This window comes from Paenibacillus sp. IHBB 3054, assembly GCF_051594305.1.
Taxonomy (GTDB): domain Bacteria; phylum Bacillota; class Bacilli; order Paenibacillales; family Paenibacillaceae; genus Paenibacillus_AQ.
The window spans coordinates 338,932-361,845 of sequence record NZ_JBOFBG010000001.1; the positions used below are offsets into that span (position 1 = coordinate 338,932).

General features: G+C 47.1%; 16 protein-coding genes and 1 other annotated feature. Of the genes, 6 read left to right on the forward strand and 10 right to left on the reverse strand.

The features are described from left to right. Positions 1-88 precede the first annotated feature (88 nt). The 4 genes from ACQ76X_RS01800 to ACQ76X_RS01815 all read right to left on the reverse strand — a co-directional run bounded on the left by ACQ76X_RS01800 (position 89) and on the right by ACQ76X_RS01815 (position 2,315). The gene (locus ACQ76X_RS01800; protein ID WP_179091702.1) at positions 89-235 is read right to left on the reverse strand and encodes a hypothetical protein; all 147 of its coding nucleotides are present in this window, start codon (positions 233-235) and stop codon (positions 89-91) included. A gap of 77 nt (positions 236-312) precedes the next feature. After that, entirely contained in the window at positions 313-1,008 is a 696-nt protein-coding gene (gene prsW, locus ACQ76X_RS01805) for a glutamic-type intramembrane protease PrsW (RefSeq protein ID WP_038594548.1), read from the reverse strand. Positions 1,009-1,107: 99 nt separating this feature from the next. After that, the gene (locus tag ACQ76X_RS01810) at positions 1,108-1,722 is read right to left on the reverse strand and encodes a genetic competence negative regulator (RefSeq protein WP_038594550.1); all 615 of its coding nucleotides are present in this window, start codon (positions 1,720-1,722) and stop codon (positions 1,108-1,110) included. A gap of 221 nt (positions 1,723-1,943) precedes the next feature. Further along, on the reverse strand, positions 1,944-2,315 hold the full coding sequence (locus ACQ76X_RS01815; protein ID WP_342436244.1) for a hypothetical protein: 372 nt from the start codon (positions 2,313-2,315) through the stop codon (positions 1,944-1,946). A gap of 94 nt (positions 2,316-2,409) precedes the next feature. Here ACQ76X_RS01815 and ACQ76X_RS01820 point away from each other — a divergent pair, with 94 nt between their 5' ends. After that, positions 2,410-3,375: a polysaccharide deacetylase family protein gene (locus tag ACQ76X_RS01820; protein ID WP_438491591.1), complete on the forward strand. Its 966-nt coding sequence runs from the start codon at positions 2,410-2,412 to the stop codon at positions 3,373-3,375. 132 nt (positions 3,376-3,507) lie between these two features. Here the strand turns inward: ACQ76X_RS01820 and ACQ76X_RS01825 are convergent, their stop codons facing one another. From ACQ76X_RS01825 to ACQ76X_RS01835, 3 genes are read right to left on the reverse strand one after another with little or no spacing between them, the layout of a single operon-like run. After that, complete coding sequence (locus ACQ76X_RS01825; RefSeq protein ID WP_438491109.1) at positions 3,508-4,362, reverse strand: metallophosphoesterase; 855 nt, start codon at positions 4,360-4,362, stop codon at positions 3,508-3,510. Then, on the reverse strand, positions 4,356-4,730 hold the full coding sequence (locus tag ACQ76X_RS01830; RefSeq protein ID WP_438491110.1) for a hypothetical protein: 375 nt from the start codon (positions 4,728-4,730) through the stop codon (positions 4,356-4,358). Before ACQ76X_RS01830 ends, ACQ76X_RS01825 begins: the two co-directional genes overlap by 7 nt. Continuing rightward, a complete protein-coding gene (locus ACQ76X_RS01835; protein ID WP_438491111.1) occupies positions 4,727-5,320 on the reverse strand; it encodes a lysostaphin resistance A-like protein in 594 nt (197 codons plus the stop codon). The genes ACQ76X_RS01830 and ACQ76X_RS01835 overlap by 4 nt, the downstream gene beginning before the upstream one ends. A gap of 65 nt (positions 5,321-5,385) precedes the next feature. On the opposite strand from ACQ76X_RS01835, the gene ACQ76X_RS01840 reads away from it, so the two are divergent. After that, positions 5,386-6,294 (forward strand): hypothetical protein, encoded by a 909-nt coding sequence (locus ACQ76X_RS01840; protein WP_438491112.1) that lies wholly within the window; start codon positions 5,386-5,388, stop codon positions 6,292-6,294. Positions 6,295-6,408: 114 nt separating this feature from the next. After that, positions 6,409-6,635: a binding site (T-box leader), on the forward strand. A 238-nt stretch (positions 6,636-6,873) separates the two neighbouring features. Further along, positions 6,874-8,466 carry a phosphoglycerate dehydrogenase gene (serA, locus tag ACQ76X_RS01845; RefSeq protein WP_076109875.1) on the forward strand — a complete coding sequence of 531 codons (1,593 nt, stop codon included), beginning with the start codon at positions 6,874-6,876 and terminating at the stop codon, positions 8,464-8,466. Between the two features lie 99 nt (positions 8,467-8,565). Here the strand turns inward: serA and ACQ76X_RS01850 are convergent, their stop codons facing one another. Then, on the reverse strand, positions 8,566-9,411 hold the full coding sequence (locus ACQ76X_RS01850; protein WP_438491113.1) for an SDR family NAD(P)-dependent oxidoreductase: 846 nt from the start codon (positions 9,409-9,411) through the stop codon (positions 8,566-8,568). A gap of 155 nt (positions 9,412-9,566) precedes the next feature. On the opposite strand from ACQ76X_RS01850, the gene ACQ76X_RS01855 reads away from it, so the two are divergent. Beyond that, positions 9,567-10,550, forward strand: a complete 984-nt coding sequence (locus tag ACQ76X_RS01855) for a helix-turn-helix transcriptional regulator (RefSeq protein ID WP_438491114.1) — start codon at positions 9,567-9,569, stop codon at positions 10,548-10,550. Here the strand turns inward: ACQ76X_RS01855 and ACQ76X_RS01860 are convergent. Beyond that, a complete protein-coding gene (locus ACQ76X_RS01860; RefSeq protein ID WP_438491115.1) occupies positions 10,534-11,874 on the reverse strand; it encodes an ABC transporter substrate-binding protein in 1,341 nt (446 codons plus the stop codon). The two genes, ACQ76X_RS01855 and ACQ76X_RS01860, sit on opposite strands and share 17 nt — an antisense overlap. 128 nt (positions 11,875-12,002) lie before the next feature. Here ACQ76X_RS01860 and ACQ76X_RS01865 point away from each other — a divergent pair, with 128 nt between their 5' ends. After that, positions 12,003-13,781 carry a sensor histidine kinase gene (locus ACQ76X_RS01865; protein ID WP_438491116.1) on the forward strand — a complete coding sequence of 593 codons (1,779 nt, stop codon included), beginning with the start codon at positions 12,003-12,005 and terminating at the stop codon, positions 13,779-13,781. Between the two features lie 3 nt (positions 13,782-13,784). Continuing rightward, positions 13,785-15,425, forward strand: coding sequence for a response regulator transcription factor (locus ACQ76X_RS01870; protein WP_438491117.1), 1,641 nt, complete (start codon positions 13,785-13,787; stop codon positions 15,423-15,425). 595 nt (positions 15,426-16,020) lie between these two features. Here the strand turns inward: ACQ76X_RS01870 and ACQ76X_RS01875 are convergent. Then, positions 16,021-22,680: a glycoside hydrolase family 3 N-terminal domain-containing protein gene (locus tag ACQ76X_RS01875; RefSeq protein WP_438491118.1), complete on the reverse strand. Its 6,660-nt coding sequence runs from the start codon at positions 22,678-22,680 to the stop codon at positions 16,021-16,023. Positions 22,681-22,914 lie beyond the last annotated feature (234 nt).

Genomic DNA, 22,914 nt, shown 5'->3' on the forward strand with positions numbered 1-22,914 from the left:
AGCTTATTGCCGTTAGTTTGACAATAACTGAGAAGTCTTATGCACCCGGCAGGCCGATAATATCAAGAGAATACTTCCAAACAGCATTTCAGCCACATTCCTCGATCTGAAATCCGCTGCTGCTGTTGCACAGACATTGCTTGAAGCCGGTCTGGATGACTCCCTCTTCCTTGTTTCCTCTTAATATGTAGCTCTCGCCGCACTGCTTACAGACAATCCGAACTTTTACGCGCAAAAAAAAGACACCTCGCTCCTCTCTGGAATTCCTTGCTTACGGGAACTACCCTTCAAGTTTAAGTGTGTCCATCTCTATTACAGGTTAACCTCTTCCTCCCGCTTCAGAAAACGAAACGGCGAACGGTTGTTGGCCCGCGCCACCTTGCCCATTCCTCCGTACCACAGTACGGCCATCAAAGGTACGATATACCAAATCCAGTAATTGGGCGACGTGCTGAGGATAAAATCATAGATTCCGTGCCACAGCCATGGCAGCAGCAGAGAGACCAGCAATATTCCTCTGCCTTTGCCCGGTTTCGAGAACTTGGCCCTGCCCATGTGGTAGCCCATAATGACCCCGAACATTGCATGTCCCGACACCGGGAGCAGCGCCCTCATAATCATTGAACCTATTGAAGCTTGACTGTACCAGGCGTACATTACATTTTCTATTGTTGCAAAACCGAGCGAAATCGCCACGGCGTATAGTATTCCATCATATGGCTCGTCAAATTCGGTATGGTTGTAAATCATATGGTACAGCACAAACCACTTCAACCCTTCCTCCACCCCGGAGGAAATCAGAAAAGAATCGACATAAGGTCCACTGTCCAGCCCAAGCGTAAGACCTCTCTGAATGATCATTACCGGAAAAACAATCAGCAGTCCAAGCAAAAACACCTTGACCACCATATGCAGCGGTTCCTGATCATACTTGTCTTTCAGATAGAAAAAAGTCAGCAGGGCAAGTCCCGGTGCCACTGCCGACGAAATGACCGATAACCAAAGCACCGAATAACCTCCCCTGAAACTCTACCCATTTCTCCTGCATTATCTTCCAATGGTCGAAGAAAGGCAGAAAGCACCTGCTGTCCTGCCGTTCCTCAATTGTTATTCCTGGCGCTTAAAGTGAGTGCACAACAACTGGATCGCATTTTCGGCCATAACCGTCTTTCCGTATTCATCCAGTACGGCCTCGGTAACCGGCGAAGAATCGCCGAACTCTGCCAATACGGCAACAAGTCCAGATAATGCCGGCTCCTCAAATTCCTTCGGATCGAAGTAAAGATACCATTTATTGTTATAAGAATACAGTTTCCCCTGGGAAGTAATATTGCCTATGAGTACATGTGCCGCTTCAACCAGAACCTCAAAATCGCGGAATGCATACACAATGGAGTCGCTTTGTTCAAGAGTAACTTCCATTTCATAAATCTCTTCAGGCAATTCTTCTTCTCCGGGCGCACCGTACTGATGGTGATCATATTTCCCCCGGGTCACAATAACGACCATACCTTGCGCGGGCATTGCGAACACTTCTACGGCAAGCGGACCGGTAGCGTCAAAACCAAGTTCACTATACGCTTGATCCATCATTTCCGTAAAAAGGTCATGCACCTTGGGAACTTCCTGCCACATATCTTCCTTCTGGATGCCCCGCTCGCTCAGGTCGTCAAAAGTGAGGAAAATCCGTATCTTATCTTGACTTAATCGCTCTATTCTCATGACAGGATCCTCCTTTTGCAAGCTCATTTGATATTAATGTATGATGAGTCCCGAGTAATGAGCCAAAAATGGTTACTATGTATGTATGTTATCATTTTGCTGCCATAAATGCACGTAAATAAATATATTTAATCACCCAATTGTGCCGGTTTATTGATAAAAAAAGAATCATTTTGCGGATGGAATCCTCCCCAAAATGATTCTAGCACTTTGCTTTGCGGTTACAAACCCGGTATCGCTGTATGTGTTTCTTTGAGAATCTGCTCTACTTCATGCTTTACATCAGGGTTGCTGCGGATGAAATCCTTCAGCATATTGAGGTTGGCTTCCTTGGATTTAACCGTGGACTCCCCCTTGTGATCGGCACTGCTCTTCGGCTCATGCGAACCCTTGTCCTGGGAGCTGCCGCCGGCGGCGGTGTTTCCGAATCCGGTCATGGCCATGCCCAGAATTTTGTCCTTCGCTTTTTCACCGGCTCCTTGCATCGAACCGCTTGACCCGAGCGAGGACATCATGGCGCTGCGTTTTTTGGACATAATCATACTGGCGGCTGCACCCATCACCACTCCGCATAAAAATGACGAAGTATTCATATCTCTAACCTCCTTGTATGGTAAAATCAAGCTTAGTGTTCGCGGAAAGATTCCTACTCATACAGCAAAGTTACAAGAAAGCGAGATGAAAAAAGTGGTTAAAGCGACATCAGCACTGCTGCTGACCGCCATTTTGCTGGCATCCTGCAGCAACGGCGACAACAGCGGCAAGACAGTGAACAACAATGCTCAGCCGACAGCGGCGGCAACTGAAACAGCATCGCCATCAGCTACGGCTCAAGCCGCTCAGGGGAATGATGCTGCGGAGGCAAGCGCCTCACCTCAGGCGACACCAGCCGGCTCTTCAAACACCGGAGGGACTGCGGGCGGAAGCACAGCCACGGATGGGCAGGCCACGACTTCCGGCGATGCAGGTACCGCTCAGCCAAGCGGAGAGACAAATCCAGCAGAAATCCCGCTCCTGTACCATATGAACAAAAATTACGACATTGTTCCGAATGAAGAAGGCACCAACAAGAAAGTCATCCTGCTGACCTTCGATGATGGCCCGAAGGAAGCCGAAATGATCAATCTGCTGATGGATACCTTGGACAAACACAAGGCTAAAGCGATCTTCTTCGTGAACGGCTACCGCGTCAAAGAACATCCCAAGCTGCTGGAGCTTATCCATAGCCGGGGCGGTATTATCGGTAATCACAGCTGGGATCATATCAAGCTGAAGGACGAACCCTATACCGAAGTGAAGAAACAGATTGAGGATGTGCAGAAGATTGTCAAGGAAGTTGTAGGCGAAACCCCGCATTTCTTCCGTCCCCCGCATGGAGCAGGCGGCGATGTCGGCAAGAAGGTGGCGGCAGAGAACGGACTGCTTTATATGACCTGGTCCGTAGGATCACTTGACTGGGAAATGAAAGAAAAGGATGCCAATAAAACGGAGAAGCTGATTACGAATGTTACCGACCAGCTTCATTCCGGAAGCAACATCCTGATGCATGAGCTTCCCTGGACCGTGGAAGCATTGGATACGCTGCTTACGAAGCTGGAAGCCAAGGGTTACAGCTTCGTAGATCCGCGCAGCATTGAGCTGAAGATGCGCTGAGTATTGCTGCGGCCCTGTTCTATATAGAAGACAATAAACAAGAGGTATCCAGCGCATGTTGCGGAGGATACCTCTTGTTTATCTGCATACATAACCCGATCCAGTGCAGGCCAGCGCCGCTAATCCGCTCTCTTAGCCAGATTGCTCAAGCTGCTCCCGCCCTTTGCGCAGGGTCAGTACATGCATTTCTGCCGGACTGCCCCAGCGCAGCGGCAGATGAGCGGTGCCGAAGCCGCGGCTGATTAGCATTTTGACGAATGCTCCAGAGCCGTCCTTCCGCTCAAGCCGGTACATTCCGGCATTATATTGTTGGTAGAACGGATCTGTATGCCTCTGCCTGATCAATGGCAGAACCACCTGTCCACCATGCGTATGGCCGGCCAGGATAAGGTCTGCGGGCAAGTTTGGCTGCTGGGACACCCAAAGCGGATCATGAACTAGAATAATCCGGCAGCATGAAGAGAGTGACTCAGGGACCGGAGCCAGAGGGGCATACGCTTTTTTGCCGCCTTTCTTTGGGAAATCCACACCGGTCAGCAGCAGACATTCATTTCCCCGTTCAAGTGATATATTCTCATCGATCAGCAGGCTGGCCCCGCTGCCGCGGATAATATTGTCCACCAGCGAAATATTTGCCCGGTAATCATGGTTACCGTGAACGGCATACACAGGTGCAAGTGAAGCCACAAGCGCCATATTATCAACGAGGCGGTTTATGGGACTCCCCTTCTCCGTCAAGTCACCTCCCAGAAAAACAGCATCCACTTTTCCATGTAAGGGATCGAGCAGTTTTTTGGGAAGCCGGCGGCGATGAATATCCGTGATAAACAGAATCCGGTAACCGTCAAATTCCGCTGGAAGTGCACCGAGAGATATTTCCTCGGCAATAATGTTCTTTTTAAATGCCGAAACTACCATAATTGCAGCTGCTATGCCCAGCAACAGGAGCAGGGCCGCCATAATAATTATGACCCAGCCGGTTACCATAGAGTCCTCAATTCAGGAGCTCCTTCAAATCCCCACCAAAAGAGCGAAGCCAGCAGCATGACAAACATTACGATCAACGAGTTGACGAAGATTTTACTCAGGCGGATACGTTCCGAAGGGTAGGTCTGCGCACGGGAAGGCGTATCCTCCCCCTCCTGCTCTGCTTTATCATGCTTTACGGAGGTTTTAGCTGCGGTGCTGGAATGCCGGGCCTTCCTTGACAGCGTACCGGACACAAGAACAGGCGCTTCCGTCTCTTTGGGGGGAGATACGGCAGCTTGCTTACTATTTTTACCTTTGACCGGAGCCTGGCCTTCGCCTTTATATTTTTTCTGGCGGGATTTCACCCGGCTTAAGTCGTCACTCATGATACCCTCCTGTAGCGAATCACCAGACCTGAGAACAGGTCGATGAAGAAATGACATAAAATTGGTGCCCAAATCGTTCCGGAATGGATGTATATATAGCCAAGACCGTAGCTGCTGAGGAATACCCACCCGGTCGGAATCCAGTGCCGCAGATAACGCACATGAATAACTGCGAAAAGAATGCTCGTCCAGTAGGAACCCAGTCCATGCTGAATGGCACCGCGGAACAGGAGTTCCTCGCAAACTGAAACAACCGCTGCGATGACAACAATATGCCACAAAGGGCGGTTGCCGAATAACAACTGGTTAATTCCTCCGTCATCCATGCTTTCTTCTGGTACAATATAAGTCAGAATAAAATCCACAATCAGCATAATTCCTGCCAAACCAAGGCCCCAGTACACAAAATTTACACTGTTAGGAAAATTTAATATGTCAAACGGATTTCTTTTCTGCAATAATATCCATATCAAACCGATAAATAAGGTAAGGCCCTGTGTAATGTAGAGATTGATCAGCAGCAGCTTGTCGGTTAACGCTTGAGGATCGGCTTTTTTAATCTTTATGTCACCTAATTTGAATTTTTTCATTGTAACCTGCCTGTTCTATATTGTTTTTACATAAGATAATTTCCATAGAAGAAGGAGCACTAATTATGACCAGTCGTACCTCCCGCACTCAAATGTTATACACACTAGGTTTTGTATTTTTCCTGATATGCGCTTTCGCCGCTTTCTTTACGGGAGTGAAAGTAGGTGCAGACAAGACAGAAGCTAAATATTCCCACCTGATTGAAGCTGACGGCGCATCGGAGGAATTCTCCGGATCTTACCAGCAGCAGGATCTTGTTACCTTCTATCATAACGTATTTTTGCCGTATCGTGAATTCAAGCGAAATTGGAACAACGAGGTAGACAGTTTGTCACGCAGCACGGATGCCCGTGAGAACGCGGCCACACTGAAAAATCTCAGTATTCTGGCGGACAAGCAATATGAGAAGGTTAACCAGGATTCCATCTTCAGTGGCTCGCCACTCCTGTATCAATCCCAGCTTAACATACTTAAGAGCCTGACGCTCTTCTCCCAGGCTTCCAACAAGGTATCTGCTGGATCATCAGGCACAGAAACAGCCAAAGCGCTGAAGAACGATAACTTCACGGCCAGTGCCATGCAATTCGGGCTGCTTGCCCAGAAGGATTTCTATGATTCCATGCTGAAGTGGGGTTCCAAGACCAACAGCAAAATCCCGGCGGTACCAAGTGAACTGAAGACGCTCTCCTTCATCCAATGGAAGAAGATGCCGCTCCTGCTTAAAAATGCTTCCATCGCCGAAATGATGCTGAATCGGGGAATTTACGCCGGCTATGATCCGCAGGATATCACGGCCAAAATAGATGACATGATCTACTCCGGCATGGCCAGCTCCCTGAAGCTGCAGGATGTCCAATCCTCTGTTACACTGCTTATTTCTACCGGAGCTATACAGGAGCAAGACTTCATGAAGTGGCGGGAACAATTTTACGGCAAAGAAACGATGCCGCAGCTTCCGTTTTTCTATGAATAAGACTAGTATATTGCATCATAACGAAAAATGAAGCCAACTTCAAGGCAGGCATGTTGTAATAAGCCTATTGACACTTTTGGTGCGACCATGTTACATTATGAAAAAATTAATCAAGCAAAACCGATGATGGAACAAGGATGCTGGAAGCCTTCAGAGAGCCGGTGGGTGGTGCAAACCGGTGGCATACAGATATCTTTAGCGCTCCTGAGATATTGTATCGAACTATAAGTAGATGCAATCGGATCATCTCCGTTACCAGTGTGGCCTTTGCAGGCCAATGAGGCTGCTTCTTCAACGTTGCAGTGAATTAGGGTGGTACCACGACAACTCTCGTCCCTTACTACGGCAGTAGTATGGGGTTGGGAGTTTTTTTGTTACCCGGAATCCGTCTTTTGGCCTAAAAGGCCCAAAATTGGCAGAAGACCGTCCTCCTACACTCTCTTTCTTTTATGCGACAGCGCGTTACTTCGTTATTCCGACATGCTTTTTACCCGTTTTGATGCTTCAGGTACTGTGGATTGCCTTATCAGGGCATCCTTGGCATATTAAGCTTTATCACTTTAAGGGGGACAAGAAACCATGTTTAAAGTATTAGTATCGGATCCAATCAGTGATTTGGGCATTCAGCAATTGATGGACGCAAACGACGTGACTGTAGACAAGAAGACTGGACTTAGTGAAGAAGAGCTTATTGCAATCATCGGCGAATATGACGGCCTGCTCGTACGCAGCCAAACCACTGTTACCGAGAAAATTATTGCCGCAGGCACAAACCTGAAGGTCATTGGCCGCGCCGGCGTCGGTGTCGACAATATTAAACTGGAGGCGGCAACGCAGCATGGCGTTGTGGTCATCAATGCGCCGGACGGAAATACGATTACGACCTGTGAGCATGCTTTTGCCATGATGATGGCACTCGCCCGGCACATTCCCCAAGCCTATGCCAAAACGATCTCCGGCGTATGGGATAGAAAGACATTCCTCGGCGTAGAACTACGCGGCAAAACACTAGGTGTTCTCGGCATGGGACGGATCGGCAGCGAGGTGGCCAAACGGGCCAAAGCCTTCGGCATGAACATTCTCGCCTATGACCCGTTCCTGACTCCGGACCGCGCGGAGAAGCTCGAAGTGAAACTGGCCTCCGTTGATGACATTGTCCGTGGCGCTGATTTCATGACCGTACACACACCATTAACACCTGAAACCCGTCATATGATTTCCCGCCCGCAGTTCGAAGTGATGAAAAAAGGCATGCGCATCATCAACTGTGCCCGCGGCGGCGTAATCGACGAAATGGCGTTGGTTGAAGCCATTGACAGCGGCATCGTCGCTGGAGCAGCATTTGACGTATTTGAGCAAGAGCCGCCACAAGCGGATCACCCGTTCCTCTCCCATCCAAAAATCATCGTGACTCCGCATCTGGGTGCTTCGACCGTAGAAGCCCAGGAGAATGTAGCCATCGATGTATCGGAGCAGGTGCTGCATATTCTGCGCAACGAGCCGTTCATTAACGCTGTAAACATTCCTCCGGTTGCGCCAAGCGTAATGAACAAGCTTCAGCCTTACTTCACACTGGGTGAGAAACTTGGCAGCTTTGCAACACAGCTGACGGACGGCGCTATTCGTGAAATTCATGTTGAATATGCCGGGGATCTCTCGGATGTGGATACACAGCCGCTGACCCGCTATATTGTAAAAGGCGTGTTCACCCGCCACTTCGGCAGTGATGTCAACATCGTCAACTCCATGCATCTGGCGAAAACGCGTGATGTGAATGTTGTCGTGACAAAGGCTTCCAAGACCAAGGGCTTCACTAACCTTATCACCGTTACCCTGAAGGCCGAACCGGATGAAGAACGCCTGGTAGCCGGAACGTTGCTCCAGGGCTACGGTGAACGCATTGTCCAGGTCAATAAATTCCCGGTTGATATCGCTCCGGAAGGCCATCAAATTGTAATCTCCCACAACGACAAGCCGGGGATTATCGGTCTCGTCGGCACTCTGCTCGGACAAAACGATGTCAACATCGCTTCGATGCAGGTGGGGCGTAAAATTGTCGGTGGTGCAGCTATCATGCTTCTGACCGTGGATAAAGAGGTGCCGCAGCATGTGCTTGTGAAGCTGGCTGGCTTGCCGGAAATCAACACCGCCGAAGAGGTAGTTCTGCTATAGAAGCCAATTCGTATGATCTATAGTTCTGGGTATTAGCAAAAAAATCGCTCTTTCGAAAATGGAGGCATCCTGCAGCCATTTCAAAAGAGCGATTTTTGTTTATTCCGGAACTTTGAAGACCGAGACGAGCCGCCCGTCAGCATCGGTGAATCCGTATTGTACCGCAAGGTTGCCTACCTGCTGCGGGATTCCCGTTATGGACATTACCTCTGGATCTGCAGCCAGCTGAACCACGGCCCGCCCGATATAGGCTGTGGACTCACTGGTTTGCAGCCCAGGCACATCCTGCCAATGCTCTTCATCTGTATTGAGGCTCTCCAGCACCAGTTCAGTCCGCATCCAGCCGGGCGACAACGGGATCACGGCTATACCGTCTGCCGCAAGTTCTACCGACAATCCATAGGCCATGCGAACCAGTGCATTTTTAGCCAGATCATAATAGAAGTTGTCAATGTATTTGTAGTGGTCCCAATACGTTGTATGAATAATAATACCACCGCTCTGCCGGTTGCTTCTCATTAGCGGAATCGCGTAATAGTTGGTCATCAGCTGCGCTCTGACTCCCGCATCAAACATATGGCCCCAATGTTCCAGAGGCAGCTCCCAGAAGGGTTTGCTTTCGATGGACAGCTCATTGCCGCCCCATACATTGTTGACCAGGATATCCAGCCTGCCCTGCTCCGACGCTATCCGCCGGATGGCTTCTTCCGTTTCACTATCCCGGGTATGGTCGCAGCGGATCGCTTCACCCTGCCCTCCAACCGCCTTGATTTCATCAAGAACACTGTCTATCGTCCCTTTACGCCTTTCTTCGTGCGAAAGCCCTGTGCTTCTGCCTGTGATATACACATACGCACCTGCCTTTGCCAGCTCCAAAGCTATTCCCCTGCCGGCTCCCCTGCTTCCTCCGGTAACCAGTGCCACTTTCCCTTGCAGATTTGTCATACTACCGCTCCCCTCTTCATTGTTGATCTTAGTATCATTGGTTCTTCTGCTTGCTATACTCATCATAAACTCTATATATGACATCAACTGACATATATATATGATAAAATGAAAAAAGATTGAAATTAGGGGGATCCCCCCTGTGAGGAGGACGTATGAGAGCCGACCGTTTATTATCCATATTGCTTCTGCTGCAAAACCGCGGCAAAGTCACCTCCCGTGAGCTGGCCAGCACCTTGGAGGTGTCCGAGCGGACAATATTTCGTGATATGGAGGCGCTTAGTGCCTCCGGAATACCTGTGCTGGCTGAACGAGGCCGGGAGGGAGGCTGGATGCTCACCGAAGGCTACCGCACTTCCTTAACTGGAATGAAGCCCAACGAAATAGGCGCTCTCCTGCTCTCTGCCGATTCGGCAATCTTGAAGGATCTTGGTATTCATGAGGATTTCACGATTGCATCGCGCAAGCTGGAGGCTGCTGCCTCAGGGAATAAATCCCCTTCCGCCAACTATTTTAACCAGCGTATTCATATAGACAGTGAAGGATGGCTTTCATCCGAGGAAAGCTTCCCTTTTCTTTCAACCTTACAGGCAGCTCTTTGGGAAGACCGGAAAGTAAGTATTTCTTATCTGCGCAATGGGGAAATAAAGAACAGAATCATTGGACTGCTGGGCTTGGTGGCGAAACGGGGGGTATGGTATGTTATCGGGCAGCATGAGGAGCAGTTCAAAACCTACCGGGTTTCGAGAATCGTTGCTGCCCAAATATTAGAGGAAGCTTATTCACGACCTGACGATTTTGAGCTGACGAGTTACTGGGAGTTGTCTAAAGTATCGTTCAAATCCGCCCTTCCCAGTTATCAAGCCAAATTCACGCTAAAGTCTTCCTCCCTTCAAGCGTTAAGGCAGGAACGCTTTGTTACATTGCTGTCCATAGATGAATCCCCGGATTCTGCATGGCTGGAGGTCGAAGCTGAGTTTAACGTCATAGAAGCAGCTTGCCGAATCATGTTGTCCTTGGGTCCCCATGTGATCGTCAGGTCACCAGAGGAACTGCGTATAAAAGTATATAAGGCTGCACTGGAAACCGTCCTATTGGGTCGTCGGGTAAGTCGTCTTCCAGCTACTGATTCATTTTAGCGGCTTCATCAAGTTTCTTTAAAAACTCTGCCGGAGTGCATCTTCCATCCATTAAGGATTGATGGGCCTCCATTACTTTATTTTTAAATTCATTACTTCCTTGATCCTGGAGGGGGGTCCCGCTGGAAGTTGAAATGGAGCTAAAGATGTCTACCAGTCCTTTTTGCAGCTTATTTTCTGCCCCAGTCAGGTATTGATCGAATTTTTGAGCGGGTATCCCTGCTCCACTTTGCCAAATAAGCTTCGCCCAATTCTCTGGATCGTAGAAGTATTTCAAAAATTGTACAGCCTCCTCTTTATTCTTCGAATGGGCGGAGATCGAATATCCCCCGCCAAACCAGGCTGCGACATCCGTCAGCTTGCCCCTGTCAGAAGCGGGATACGGTGCAGCTGCAACATTATTCCGGAATTCTTCCGAGAAATTCTCATCCGTAGCAAGACTGGATTCCCAGCTCCCCATCAAAAAGAAAGCCGCTTTACCTTGTCCAAACAAGTTGCGGGCTGCGCCGTAATCCGCAGTCAGGAAGCCGTCCGCAAGTGTCTTCTCTTTCTGGAACCGCTGTAATTCCTTAGCCGCTGCAAGAAATTGTTCATTGCCTGTAAAGGTAGCTTTGCCCGCGAGAACCTCGTCCATTTTGCTGAAATCACCCGTATGCCGCTGAGCGATGTATTCGAACCAGATCGGTAGTGACCAGCCTTCAACGGCATTGGTTGTGATGGGATTAATGCCTTTCTCTCTTAGCTTCTTACTTGCCTTAAACCATTCTTGTGTTGTTCCAGGAACCGAGATTCCGGTGTCGGCCAATATTTTTTGATTGTAATACATCACAAAGAAGTCGGTATTTCTAGGTAACCCGTATAATTCACCATGCTGCTTAAATCCATCAAGTGAGCCGGAGACGAAATGGTAGGAGGTATAATCCGGCTCGTTCAGCTTAGCCAACAAACCTGCATCAATTAAGGGTTTGATGAAAGAGGTCTGCCCCCAGGATTGAATAATATCCGGAAGAGCATTCGATGTAGCGTATATTTTAACTTTGGATTTATAAGGCTCATCCTGCAATGCCTCGACTTCTATTTTCACATTTCTATGTTCTTTCATATAAGCGTCTATGATTTGCTGTTCGATTTTCCCCTGTCCGTTCTTGCGGTCAGCAAGGGCTGTGAACAATTTCAGCGTGACAATTCCCGGTGCCCCTGTATTATTCTGATCTTTTATTGCTGGTGTCTTGGAATTCATATTCGTAATACTAAATATTGCGCAAGCTGTCAAACCGGTTATGATCAGTATGGATAGTACGCGGTATTTCTTTTTCATCCTCATCCTCTTCCCCACCTCTTGAGAAGTTATTATTTCTAAAATTTAGGGGACAGCACATATATTATTACCTTATTTGTAGTTATACTGATGATATTCTATGTAAAGTAGGGTGAGATAATATTAAACCTATCGTGACGCGGTATCGAGACATTTCACTGCAGTATAAACTACTGATCTGGGTCATCCCTCTGCTGATCTTTACTGTAGGTTTAACTGGCCTTTATTCCTATTATATTGCCGCCAATGAAATCGTCGATAAAATCCGTCAAGCGCAAAGCCACATGGCTGCCAAAACTACAAACCAGCTTGATTTTATCACCAGCGGTACTATTAGCACAGGTAACTTCCTGTTTCTCAATCCATCCTTACAACATTTGGTGACCACCAGTGATACACTCGAAGTAAGAGAGCAAATCTACAAATCCCTCCTCCCATTGATGGTCTCGAGCGAATCCTTTCAATCCTTGCTTGTTTATCGCTTGTCTACGGGTCAAGAAGATAGTGGGCCGTTCGCCATTACACAAACCGGTATTGCCAGTGCTGCCTCCTTCGCCGAGTTTCAAGAAACCCGGTTTTTCAAGAACATTATGAAATCTGCCGGTGAACCTATATGGGATATGTTGTCCCCTGAGGATCACCTGCTGCATGGAGACAGACATTATAAACTCGTGATGATCAAGCCCTTTAAGGATTTCAATACCTATAAACGAATCGGTGTGCTAATGATTGGGATCGATGCCGATCAACTCAGCAATAATCTTTTCCGCAAAGAAAATAATGCCTATCAACTGGTTATCAATGACGATGGTGTGATTCTGGCTTCTACGGAGTTGGATAATTTGGGTGAACATATTGGCGATCTGCCCTATTTCCAATCTGCTGAACCTGCACTCTCAAAAGATGATGCGCTCAGCTACCTGCTGGATAGAGATGACTTGGTTGTCTCTCAGACCACTTCCCCGCTGACGGGCTGGCACTCTTTGGTGATACAGAATAAAAAGGATTTATTGAAAGAGCTCGATTATATCAAATCTATAACTGTTCTTATTATGGCAGTGTTTACGCTGGTAATGATACTGTGCACTTGGTTAATCGCCAAAATCATTACGAACCCTGTTAAAACATTAATTCTCTCGATGAAGCAGCTGCAGCTTGGAGACTTCAGTCAGCGGGTGAATTTTTCGGGGAATGATGAGATCGGCCAACTGGGTTATTGGTATGATACGATGGTCAAGCGTGTCAAAACCCTAATCGATGATGTATATACTTCACACCTAAAGCAGAAAGAAGCAGAGCTTAAAACGCTGCAATCGCAAATCAATCCTCACTTCCTGTACAACACTTTAAATATGATAAGCTGGGCGGCGATGCAGAAGAATGAGCGGGATATTGCAGAAATGGTTCAATCTTTGTCCCAGGTGTTTAGGTTAAGTCTGAATAACGGCCAAGACAATGCCACTCTTCATCAGGAGGTTGAATTCATCGAGAATTATTTATTTTTGCAAAAGAAACGTTTTACTACCAGATTTCATTTCTCCGTCACCCTGGATGAAGAGATCAGTCATTTCCAAGTCCCCAAATTATTATTGCAGCCCCTTGTTGAAAACGCCATCATTCATGCCATAGAACCTTTAGAAGGAAGCGGACTGATTTCGGTAGCCTGTTATGCAGAGGAATCGTGGATCGTACTGGAGGTTGTTGATAATGGGAAGGGCATGACCCCAGAACGGGTAAAGCAAATTTTATGTCATCCTAAACCGGTTACTCCTTCCATTGGACACTCGGGCCTCGCCTTAAGTAATATTCGCGAAAGGTTGAATCTGTACTTTGAGCTTACGGAATTTCACATTGAAAGCACCTTAGGTCTAGGTACACGTATCCAAATCCGAATCCATAGAGGGGGTAACTAAACGATGCTCAGGTTGCTGATTGCCGAAGATGAATTATCATTCCGACAAGGAATTATTCAGATGATCGATTGGTCCTTTTACGATATTGAGATTGTGGGCGCAGCGAGCGATGGACGAGAAGCTATGACATTAATGAGAGAAAGGAAGCCGGAGGTATTATTAACAGATATTCGCATGCCTTACATAAATGGACTGGAACTGATCCAGACTGCGCAGGAGGAGGGGCTGTCCTTCTATTCCATCCTGCTTACGGGGTACAGTGATTTTAATTACGCGAGGGATGCTGTCCGATATGGGGCAAGCGAGTATTTGTTAAAGCCCTGCTTACCTGAAGATATTCTCCAAGCCATACTTATGGTGAAGGAAAAGATCGATAAGGAACAAAGGGAAGGCTCCACGCTGCAGCAGCTCAATCAGAATTGGACAAAAAATATTCCGCTGCTTAAAAATCAAATTTTAAATCAGTGGCTTGCGAATCCCCCGCTCCTTCTCGAAGACAGGCAGAAAATTATAGAAGAGATGGGAATCTCACTTAAGCCTTTTAAGATTCATATTGGATTGCTGCGGATTGACACCCCGGCCCACCGGAATGACTCCAAACTATATAAACGGGATATGGCATTGATTCGATACGCAGCCAGTAATATTCTGACCGAGACATTGCTGCCTCTATTCCATGGATTTATAGAACCGATTAGCTACGGAGAGGAATTATTATGGCTGGCCAACATCCCTGATCATGAGACCGATACCTCTTTGAAGAAAAAGATGGAAGAACTCCAAAAGAATATGGAGACCTTCTTGAAAATTTCCATCAGTATAGCCATCTCTTCCGTAAAACCATCTCTGGATGAAGTACATAGCGCGTACGCGGAAGCCATGGAAGCCATGGCAGGCCGGTTTTACAAAGGAAAAGGCGGGGTATTTCTTTTTTCCGAATATAATCAGCGCGGTCTGGTTCACACCTCCATCTTGGAGAATGAAGAATTACAGCAACTGGAGAAAGAAATAAAGCTCAACTTGGAAAATCATAATTATGAACAAGCGTTAGATCATCTGGACCATTGGCTGAATTATATCCGCAACACCTCTCAATATGACAAAACGGAAGTCAATCTGCGGGCCACGATCTTCATTCTAGAGCTGCAAAAATTCTCACAGGAACGTAATCATGCCGCCTTCGAATGGAAGGATGACCTAATTAATTGGGTGGAGAAAGTCCCCTCTATCGAGACATTAGAAGAGCTGGCTACCATTATGCAAAAAATTATTCAAAGCATTGTTGAAATTGACTCCCGGCAGAAGCCTCTTCACCGAACGGTTCAAGCTGCACTTGATTGGATTATTCAGAAGTACAACACCAGTATATCGCTGGAATCTGTCGCTAAGGAAACTTATGTATCCAATACCTACTTAAGCTCTTTATTCAAGCAAGAACTAGGGATTAACTTTTTGGATTATTTGCATCAATTCCGTGTGGAAAAAGCGAAGGAACTATTGAAGCAAAACTACAAAATATATACAGTTGCCAAGCAAGTCGGGTATCAGGAAGAGCGGCATTTCAGAACTACTTTCAAAAAATGGACGGGTCTGACCCCAACACAGTACCAGAAAATGATCGGTTACCTTGATCCGACAAACTGAAGCTCAAAGCCATGAAGTGGCTGATTGGGAAACCCCTCGTTTTTTGAGCAGGATCAACGTCAGCACTTGGGTGGACGCTCCGCGAACGGACCGTTGTTCCAATCGCTGTGCTCTCCAGATTTATTCCATTTCCCTTAGCGGTGAAAATCCGGAGACCAAGGCGACCGCTGCCGCTTTTCCACAATTAGTCCGTCCTCTCCGCTGTTTAAGCGGGAAACGCACTTACAATCTTTATAGCAAGTCTTCTGAGATAAACAGTGAAAAACTCAAACAAGTGATGCGGAGCTAGAAGCTTAACTGCTGAACCAACCAAACTTAAAATCCAACCTTAAAGAAAACCGATCCGGACGCGACCTTTATGCGCATGAAAGAAGATCACATGCAAATGAACAACTGAAACGGCTGTGAGTCCGATGACGGAACCTGAAGCAAGCCGCAAATGACCAAAAACGCAGAACAGCGATCCTCCAATAACACGGGAATCGCTGCTCTGTTGACTTCTACGGTTATTGAGAATGAAAGTGGTCTCTCTCCGCTCGTAGAAAATCTACTTTTGGTCAGCTCCTTATCTTCATTCAACTATAACAGCATTTAGTTATTGCAAATTATACATCTTATAAATCATAACCGAAGCTTCAGCCCGGGTTGCAGTCCCAAGCGGATTCACAAGGGTCCCGTTACCCGACACGATTCCATTCTTGACCAGCGTTGCTATGTCTTCAACCGCAAAGGGGGCGATCTTCGTAATATCATCAAATCGCGTTAAGTCCGCTGCTGATCCCTGTTCCAAATGAATCTGTGCAGCACTCAATGCCCGGTTGGCCAAAGCCATCATTTCTTGTCTCGTGATGTTTGCTTCCGGTTCGAAAACATTGCCGCCTTTTCCTTGGACAATCCCGAGCTTCTTAGCTATGCCAATAGCATCTGCATAATAAGCCGTGGATTTAACATCGGCAAAGTTATCACCCGCTACTTCTGTAAGTCCAAGTGCTTTGACTAATAATACGATAAAGTCCGCTCTTTTAATCTTTGCATTAGGGGCAAATGTCGTATCTGATGTGCCCTGTATCACTCCCTTGGACGCCAGAACTTCGATTGCCTGCTTTGCCCACCCGTGCTTACTGATATCTGTAAAAGATTTATTAACATACGCTACAGCAAATGTGCCGAAATGTGTCGTGGTGAAACTAACCATTCCGGTTTTTTCATCGTAACGACCGCTTGGAACCGATATTAGATTTCCTTGTCCATCGATATACCAGACAGTGATTTGCTCCTTATGGGCCAATTCTGTCGCCGAAGGCGTGTAAGGAATAGACACCATTACCGGTGCTTTCGGATTATTCCATTCAATGACCTGATTACCGGCTCGTAAGGTCAGCCCGATGACGGGACGTTGCCCAATCTTTGCTTTTACCCCATCCTCAGTAATATCCGCTACCGCAATGGTTAATCCAATGTTGTCTACACCACTTGCAACGGTTCTGCTTAGCATGTTACTTGGCACGACTATCTTCCCAATGGCCGTAACAATGTCCAGCTTCGAGGTTAAAGTCCCCGTCGTCAGATTCTCAACAGGAAGAAGTATTTCGTATCCCTTTTGTCCTGCTAATTCCTCAACTTCTATAAAGACCGTTGGGACTCCTTTGACTGGTTTCGCAGCTTGTAGTGCTGCTTTCAAATCTGCACTTGCTATCGTTGTTGTTGCGCGGCCTGTGTTAGGATTTACTACAGGCTTTGGAGCTTTGATCATCGGCTTTTGCCCATTATCAACCGGGGTAGTCCCTGGGGTTGTTCCGGGATTTGTTACTGGGTTCGCCCCTGGATTCGTACCGGGATTCGGATTTGGATTATTAGTAATATTGAAAGTGAATTCACCGACAGCACTATGATTCAAGCTTTCTTTAATAGAAACTGCTTTGATCGTCGTATCGGAAGTAACCGTAAGCGGTCCCTGATATAAGAGGCTTGTCGTCGTCGGTACGGTACCATCGGTAGTATAATAAATAGTTGCTCCTTTGGTTCTACTTGTTAGATTCACATTGACCAGGTTGTTATAACTTCCCGCACCTGGATTTGCTTGCGGTGATGCCGCTGCTGCTGCATAGAAGGAGACATAACTGTCATCCATCCCCGCCTTTACGACAATAGCCCGAAGGACTTTCGCCGGTGACACTGAGACAGGACCCGTATATAATGTGCTGTCCTTTGTTGGAAGTGTACCGTCTGTTGTGTAGTAGATTTTCCCGTCAACGATATTCGTATTGAGCTTTACGATTTGCTCGTCATCCCTTTGACTATCTTCATACAAGACATGAGGTGCTGCAGCCATTTCAAAAACTGGCGCCGGAGCGGAATCCGTTGGCTCAAGCTGGAACCGGTCCAAGTTTACTCCGTCGCCATTAATGACAAGCCGTATGGTCTGCGTGCCAGCTGTTAAAGGAAGGATCGAAGCCGCTTCAGAATAGACACCCCAGCCACCAGTACTTGGCAAGCTCGTGGTACCGGTTGATTGACCATTCGTCTGCAACGATACGGAAACTCCGCCTTGTGGAGTCGCATAATTATATTTAACTTTGTAGTTGCTGGACTTCGGTACTGTAACTAAGTAATCCATATAGGTTCCCGCAGTTGTATAACCGAGGTTAGTAATTGGATCTCCTACTTGGATCACGTTCTGACCTGCTTTTACGAAACTCTCCGCTTCCACTTTCAAGATGCCGTCCCCGTCCACGGAATGAGGGCTGACTTCTTCGACTATAATATGCTGCATTTCAAAGGTGCCCACACTGCCGAGAATTCTAATGATCTGCTCCCCTGCTTCCAAATCCGCCGAAGTACGTATGAGATTCCAAGTATTAGGTCCGGAAGGAATGTTAAATGTGGCGAGCGTTGTATCATCAGATTTCATCTGGAAAGCACTGCCTCCACCACTTGGAACTACAGCATTTAACGTAAATGCATATTTGCCGGCTCTCGGAACATTAATCTTAAAGTCTACCCAGTCCCCTGCTCCTATGTCTGTAAACTTCCATCCCTCCGTAAAATTCACTCCTGAGAACTGATAGTAAACATCCGCGCTGACGGTACCTGGTATAGGTGTAGCCGGTGTCTGCCTTGCAGTCCCTTTCAGCTTCACATGCGCTGAAAGCGGCTTACCATCAGTAGAATCAGAATAGGCGGTAGCCGGTACATTTAGGGTCAGGTTCACATCATTATAATAAGGCGTTCCATCCCATGTGAGTTTTACTTTAACCTTATCCGGGTTGTAAGTAGCGTAGGTAACAGAGGTTACTGTCACACCCTTAGCCGTTGCCTCACCAGATAATGAAATGTCATTTACATTGAAGCTATTAAAGGTGCCTCCGCTAAGATTCAACGTTGCTTCTTTGCCGTTTACGTCATAATCCAAAACATCCGGAGTAAGACTTAGCACTTTCTCCTCCCCAGGTACCGTTTGAACGTCACGGTTCCAACGGTAAGTTGCTACTGACTTGGGTGCTAGTGTTGCCGCAATTTGTGTTCCGTCACTCACCAGCTTAAACGTTTGTGTTGATGCCGTCTGGTTAATAACGACCGTAACGATCGTTTTCTTGTCCGGACTCATGAAGGATACATTCGTTACACTATCCTTATTACCGTAATTGCTGTCGATTCGAGTGTAGCCTGGTTTCACGAACTTCGTGAAGTGGCCCACGAAGTAATACTCTGGTGTTAGCCAATAATTATCGGTGTTCGACGAATCCTGAATTAACATCGTCGGATCCGGTGTTCCAACCCATTGGTGGGTGTTGATATCGCTATCAAGCATAAGGACCCATGAATTATAGCTTCTTGCCCAATTTCTGAAATACTGTGCAATCCGATCCGTACCTAATGTCCCCCATACTGCACGTTCCGTTAAGTAAACGTTCTTCTCGGGGTACATATCATGCAGCTGAGACATAAGCCCAAGATCGCCGCCGTAATCATGGAAAGCCGTTCCGTCAATCGCTGCGTAGTTCTCAGAATCAGCCAGCATTGGAGCCGGATAAGACATCGTGTCGCCCGGGTTGTGGTCGAATATCCATAACTTGACGTCCAGTCCTGCTGTTGTAAGCTTCTGCTTCAGCAGCTTGGCAAGCTCCGCTTCTTGTTGCCAAGGCATTTTCGTACTGGGATATTCGATTTCAAGAAGGGGCTCGTTCTGTAAGGTCATCGCTTCAATAACAATCCCTTGTTTCTTATACTCTTGAATGAATTTGACATAATAGTCCGCGAGTACAGGCAGATATTCATCCTTAACCTGCCCTTTAACCATGCTGTCAGTGCTCTTCATCCAGCCTGGAGGACTCCATGGTGAAGCGAAAAATTTGAGTTCCGGATTGATCGCCGCCATTTTCTGCAATGCCGGAATAATACCGAAGTCGATATCCTTCTGAATTGAGAAATGACTTAAGCTTGTGTCCGTTTCACCCTTTGGCATATCATCATAGGAATAAAACTTCTGTGCTGTAAAATCAGCCGAACCAATCGTCACGCGCATCATACTCATGCCAATGCCCTCAGTCTTGCTCACTAGCTTCTTCAGTAATTCGTCCTGTTTCGCTGGTGACATCTTGAGCAGATTGTAAACAGTCGATTCTTCCATCGATGTTCCAATCCCCATCATCGACTGATATTCTTTGTTTGGATCAATAGTAATCGTTGTAACTTTAGGGTCAATAGCTGTTCCAACCTCAGTCAAGTCGATATTAGCTTGCTGTTCAAGCTTCTTGTCACCATCCTGCCAACGAGGATCATAATACCATCCCATATCCCCGGAATCCCGTTCAGTGGTCACCCAGTTCTCAACTGCGTTCGCCTGTATGACCGGTGCCGGGGTTACAATTCCCCCACTATCAATTTCTGGAGCTGCGGGTGAGAATCCTTTGGAACCAAACCAGTTTAAGTTTAGTCCGCCCGCCTTAAGCACTAACTTAATCTTCTGAACACCTGCTGTAAGGGCAATGTCATGAACTGTAGTCGTCTTCCAGTTCTGCCAGGCTCCTGTGCGGTTTACGGATAACTCACCGAGTTTAACGCCTGACTCATTTAGAATGTTAAACCCGGTATTATCACCTTCACCGGCATGGCGGAAATCTATATCAAACACTCCATCTGTTGGAACGTCAATCAGATATTCCATCCAGTCCCCTGCATCTGCGTAGCTAATATTTTGGCCTCCACCCACATCAGCAGTGCCCTCTAACTGTATCCCTTGCTGTTGTATGAAGCTCTCTGCCTCTACTTTCGCGTAGAGAGCGTTGCCCGGTTTTTGCGGAAGAGCAGGTAAAACAGGTGTTGGTTCGTTTTTAGTCAATCCATACCCATAATCAAACAGAATATATTGCTGTTCTAAATTCGAGGTGCCTGCCTTCAAAGCAGAGTATGCTTCTGTGTAGAAAGGCCAACGAATCGGTAATTTTCCTGTGAATTCATAATCACCGAAAAGGACATCAGCTACTCCCTGCCCCTCCGTTCCCGGCAGCCAAGCTTCAATCAGCCCTGCAATATCCTCCAATTGATCATTTATGATCAAAGGTCTTCCGGATACGAGGACAACAATCGTCGGAACCCCAGATTTGCGGATATTATTTAACGTAGAAATATCTTCCTTATCCAATTTGAGACTGTTCAGGCCATCACCGTTTGATTCGGCGTACGGCTTTTCACCGATAACAGCAATCGCGACATCATTGCCCGCTGCGCCACGGCCATGTTTGTTGTAGGTTACCTTCTTTGATTCACCAGCTGTGTTCTTAATCCCCTGAAGGATCGTGGTTCCTTCCGTAATTTTTCCGGATAGACCCTGCCAGCTGATGGACCAGCCACCCGACTGTATGCCGATATCATCCGCACTTTTTCCTGCGACAAAAATCTTATTCATATTCTTAAGCCGGGAAAGGATCGGCTGACCATTTACCTTATCGTTTTTCAGGAGAACGAGTGATTCGCGCACTGCCTTCTGGGCAAGCGCACGGTGTGATTTAGAGCCGAAGGTAGTCTCAAGACTCTGATCCGTCATCGGATGCTCGAATGCACCCGACTCAAACTTAACGCGCAAAATACGCGTTACTGCGTCATCTATACGGCTTTGACTAATTGATCCCTCCTCTACAAGTGCCTTCAGGTGAGTGATGGTAATTTTCCAATCGGCTGGCATCATCAACATGTCAACGCCGGCATTCACAGCTACTTTAATCTGGTTCTTCAATCCGCTGACTGCATTTCCATCCCAATCCTTGTTGATTTGCTGCACGGCATTATAGTCCGTAATAACAAAGCCCGTGAAGCCAAGCTGGCCCTCGCCTGTACCCTTCAGCGCATCGGTGAGAATACGTTTGTTCGCGTGCATCTTCAATCCTTGGATACTGTTATAAGAAGCCATTACCGTCCTTGCCCCAGCTTCTATAGCCTTTTTGTACATAGGCAGATTCAGATCGAGGACTTCCTGCTCAGTCATCCCTGTGATATCGCCCTGATTCACACCATTATCCGTTAACCCTTCTCCAAGAAAATGCTTAGCGGAGGCGATCACCCGATCACTATTCTTCAACTCGCCAATGGTTTTTCCCTGCAGTCCCTTTATGTACGCAGAGGCCATTTCAGCTACAAGGGACTGGTTGTCACTGAAGCCTTCATACGTCCGGCCCCAATTTATATGTTGCGGATCGGCAATGGTAGGACCAAAGATCCAATTCGTTCCAGACGCTTTAGCCTCCTGTGCGGTTGCGATCCCTATTTGTTCAACAAGTTCTGTATTTCGTGTGGCTCCTAAACCTATGTTATGTGGGAACAAGGTCGCACCCATGATATTGTTCTGACCATGTACCGCATCAACCCCATAGAGAAGCGGGATACCAAGTGGTGTAGATAAGGCACCTGCTTGATAGGAATCCACCAGTGCCTCCCACTTCTCACGAGTACTGTCTACTTGCTTCCCGTTCGGGAAAGAACCTCCGCCACTGAGAACCGAACCTAAGTGATACTTCTTGACATCTTCTGGTGTGACAGATGCACGCTCCGCCTGCACCATTTGCCCGATTTTCTCATCCAGAGACATCCGTCCCAGCAAGTCTGCCACTCGGGTATCCACAGGCAGTGAGGCTTTATAATAGGGAACCAGGGCTTCCGTAGTTGACGCTGCTGCATAGGAAGTTGCAGGTGCTGCTCCTGCAAGTGTTGACCACAAAAGGAGTAAAGCGGTGGCCGAGGAAATTGCGCGTTTCAACATTTCATATTGCCTCCTTCAAAAGTAGTGAGCATTGAAATCGAATACAAATTTCCCTTTCGAACAGAACCTCCTTAGGCAATTGTTATATAGTGATTGAAAGCGTAATCATTTATAATGATAATTTCAGCATCCACAAAAATATAGGAGTCATTTTTTAGATAACCTGCAGCATTTTTTAGATTATTCCTATCTTAAATTTATGTCAGTTCTTACAATAGACCAAACCTCCTATAA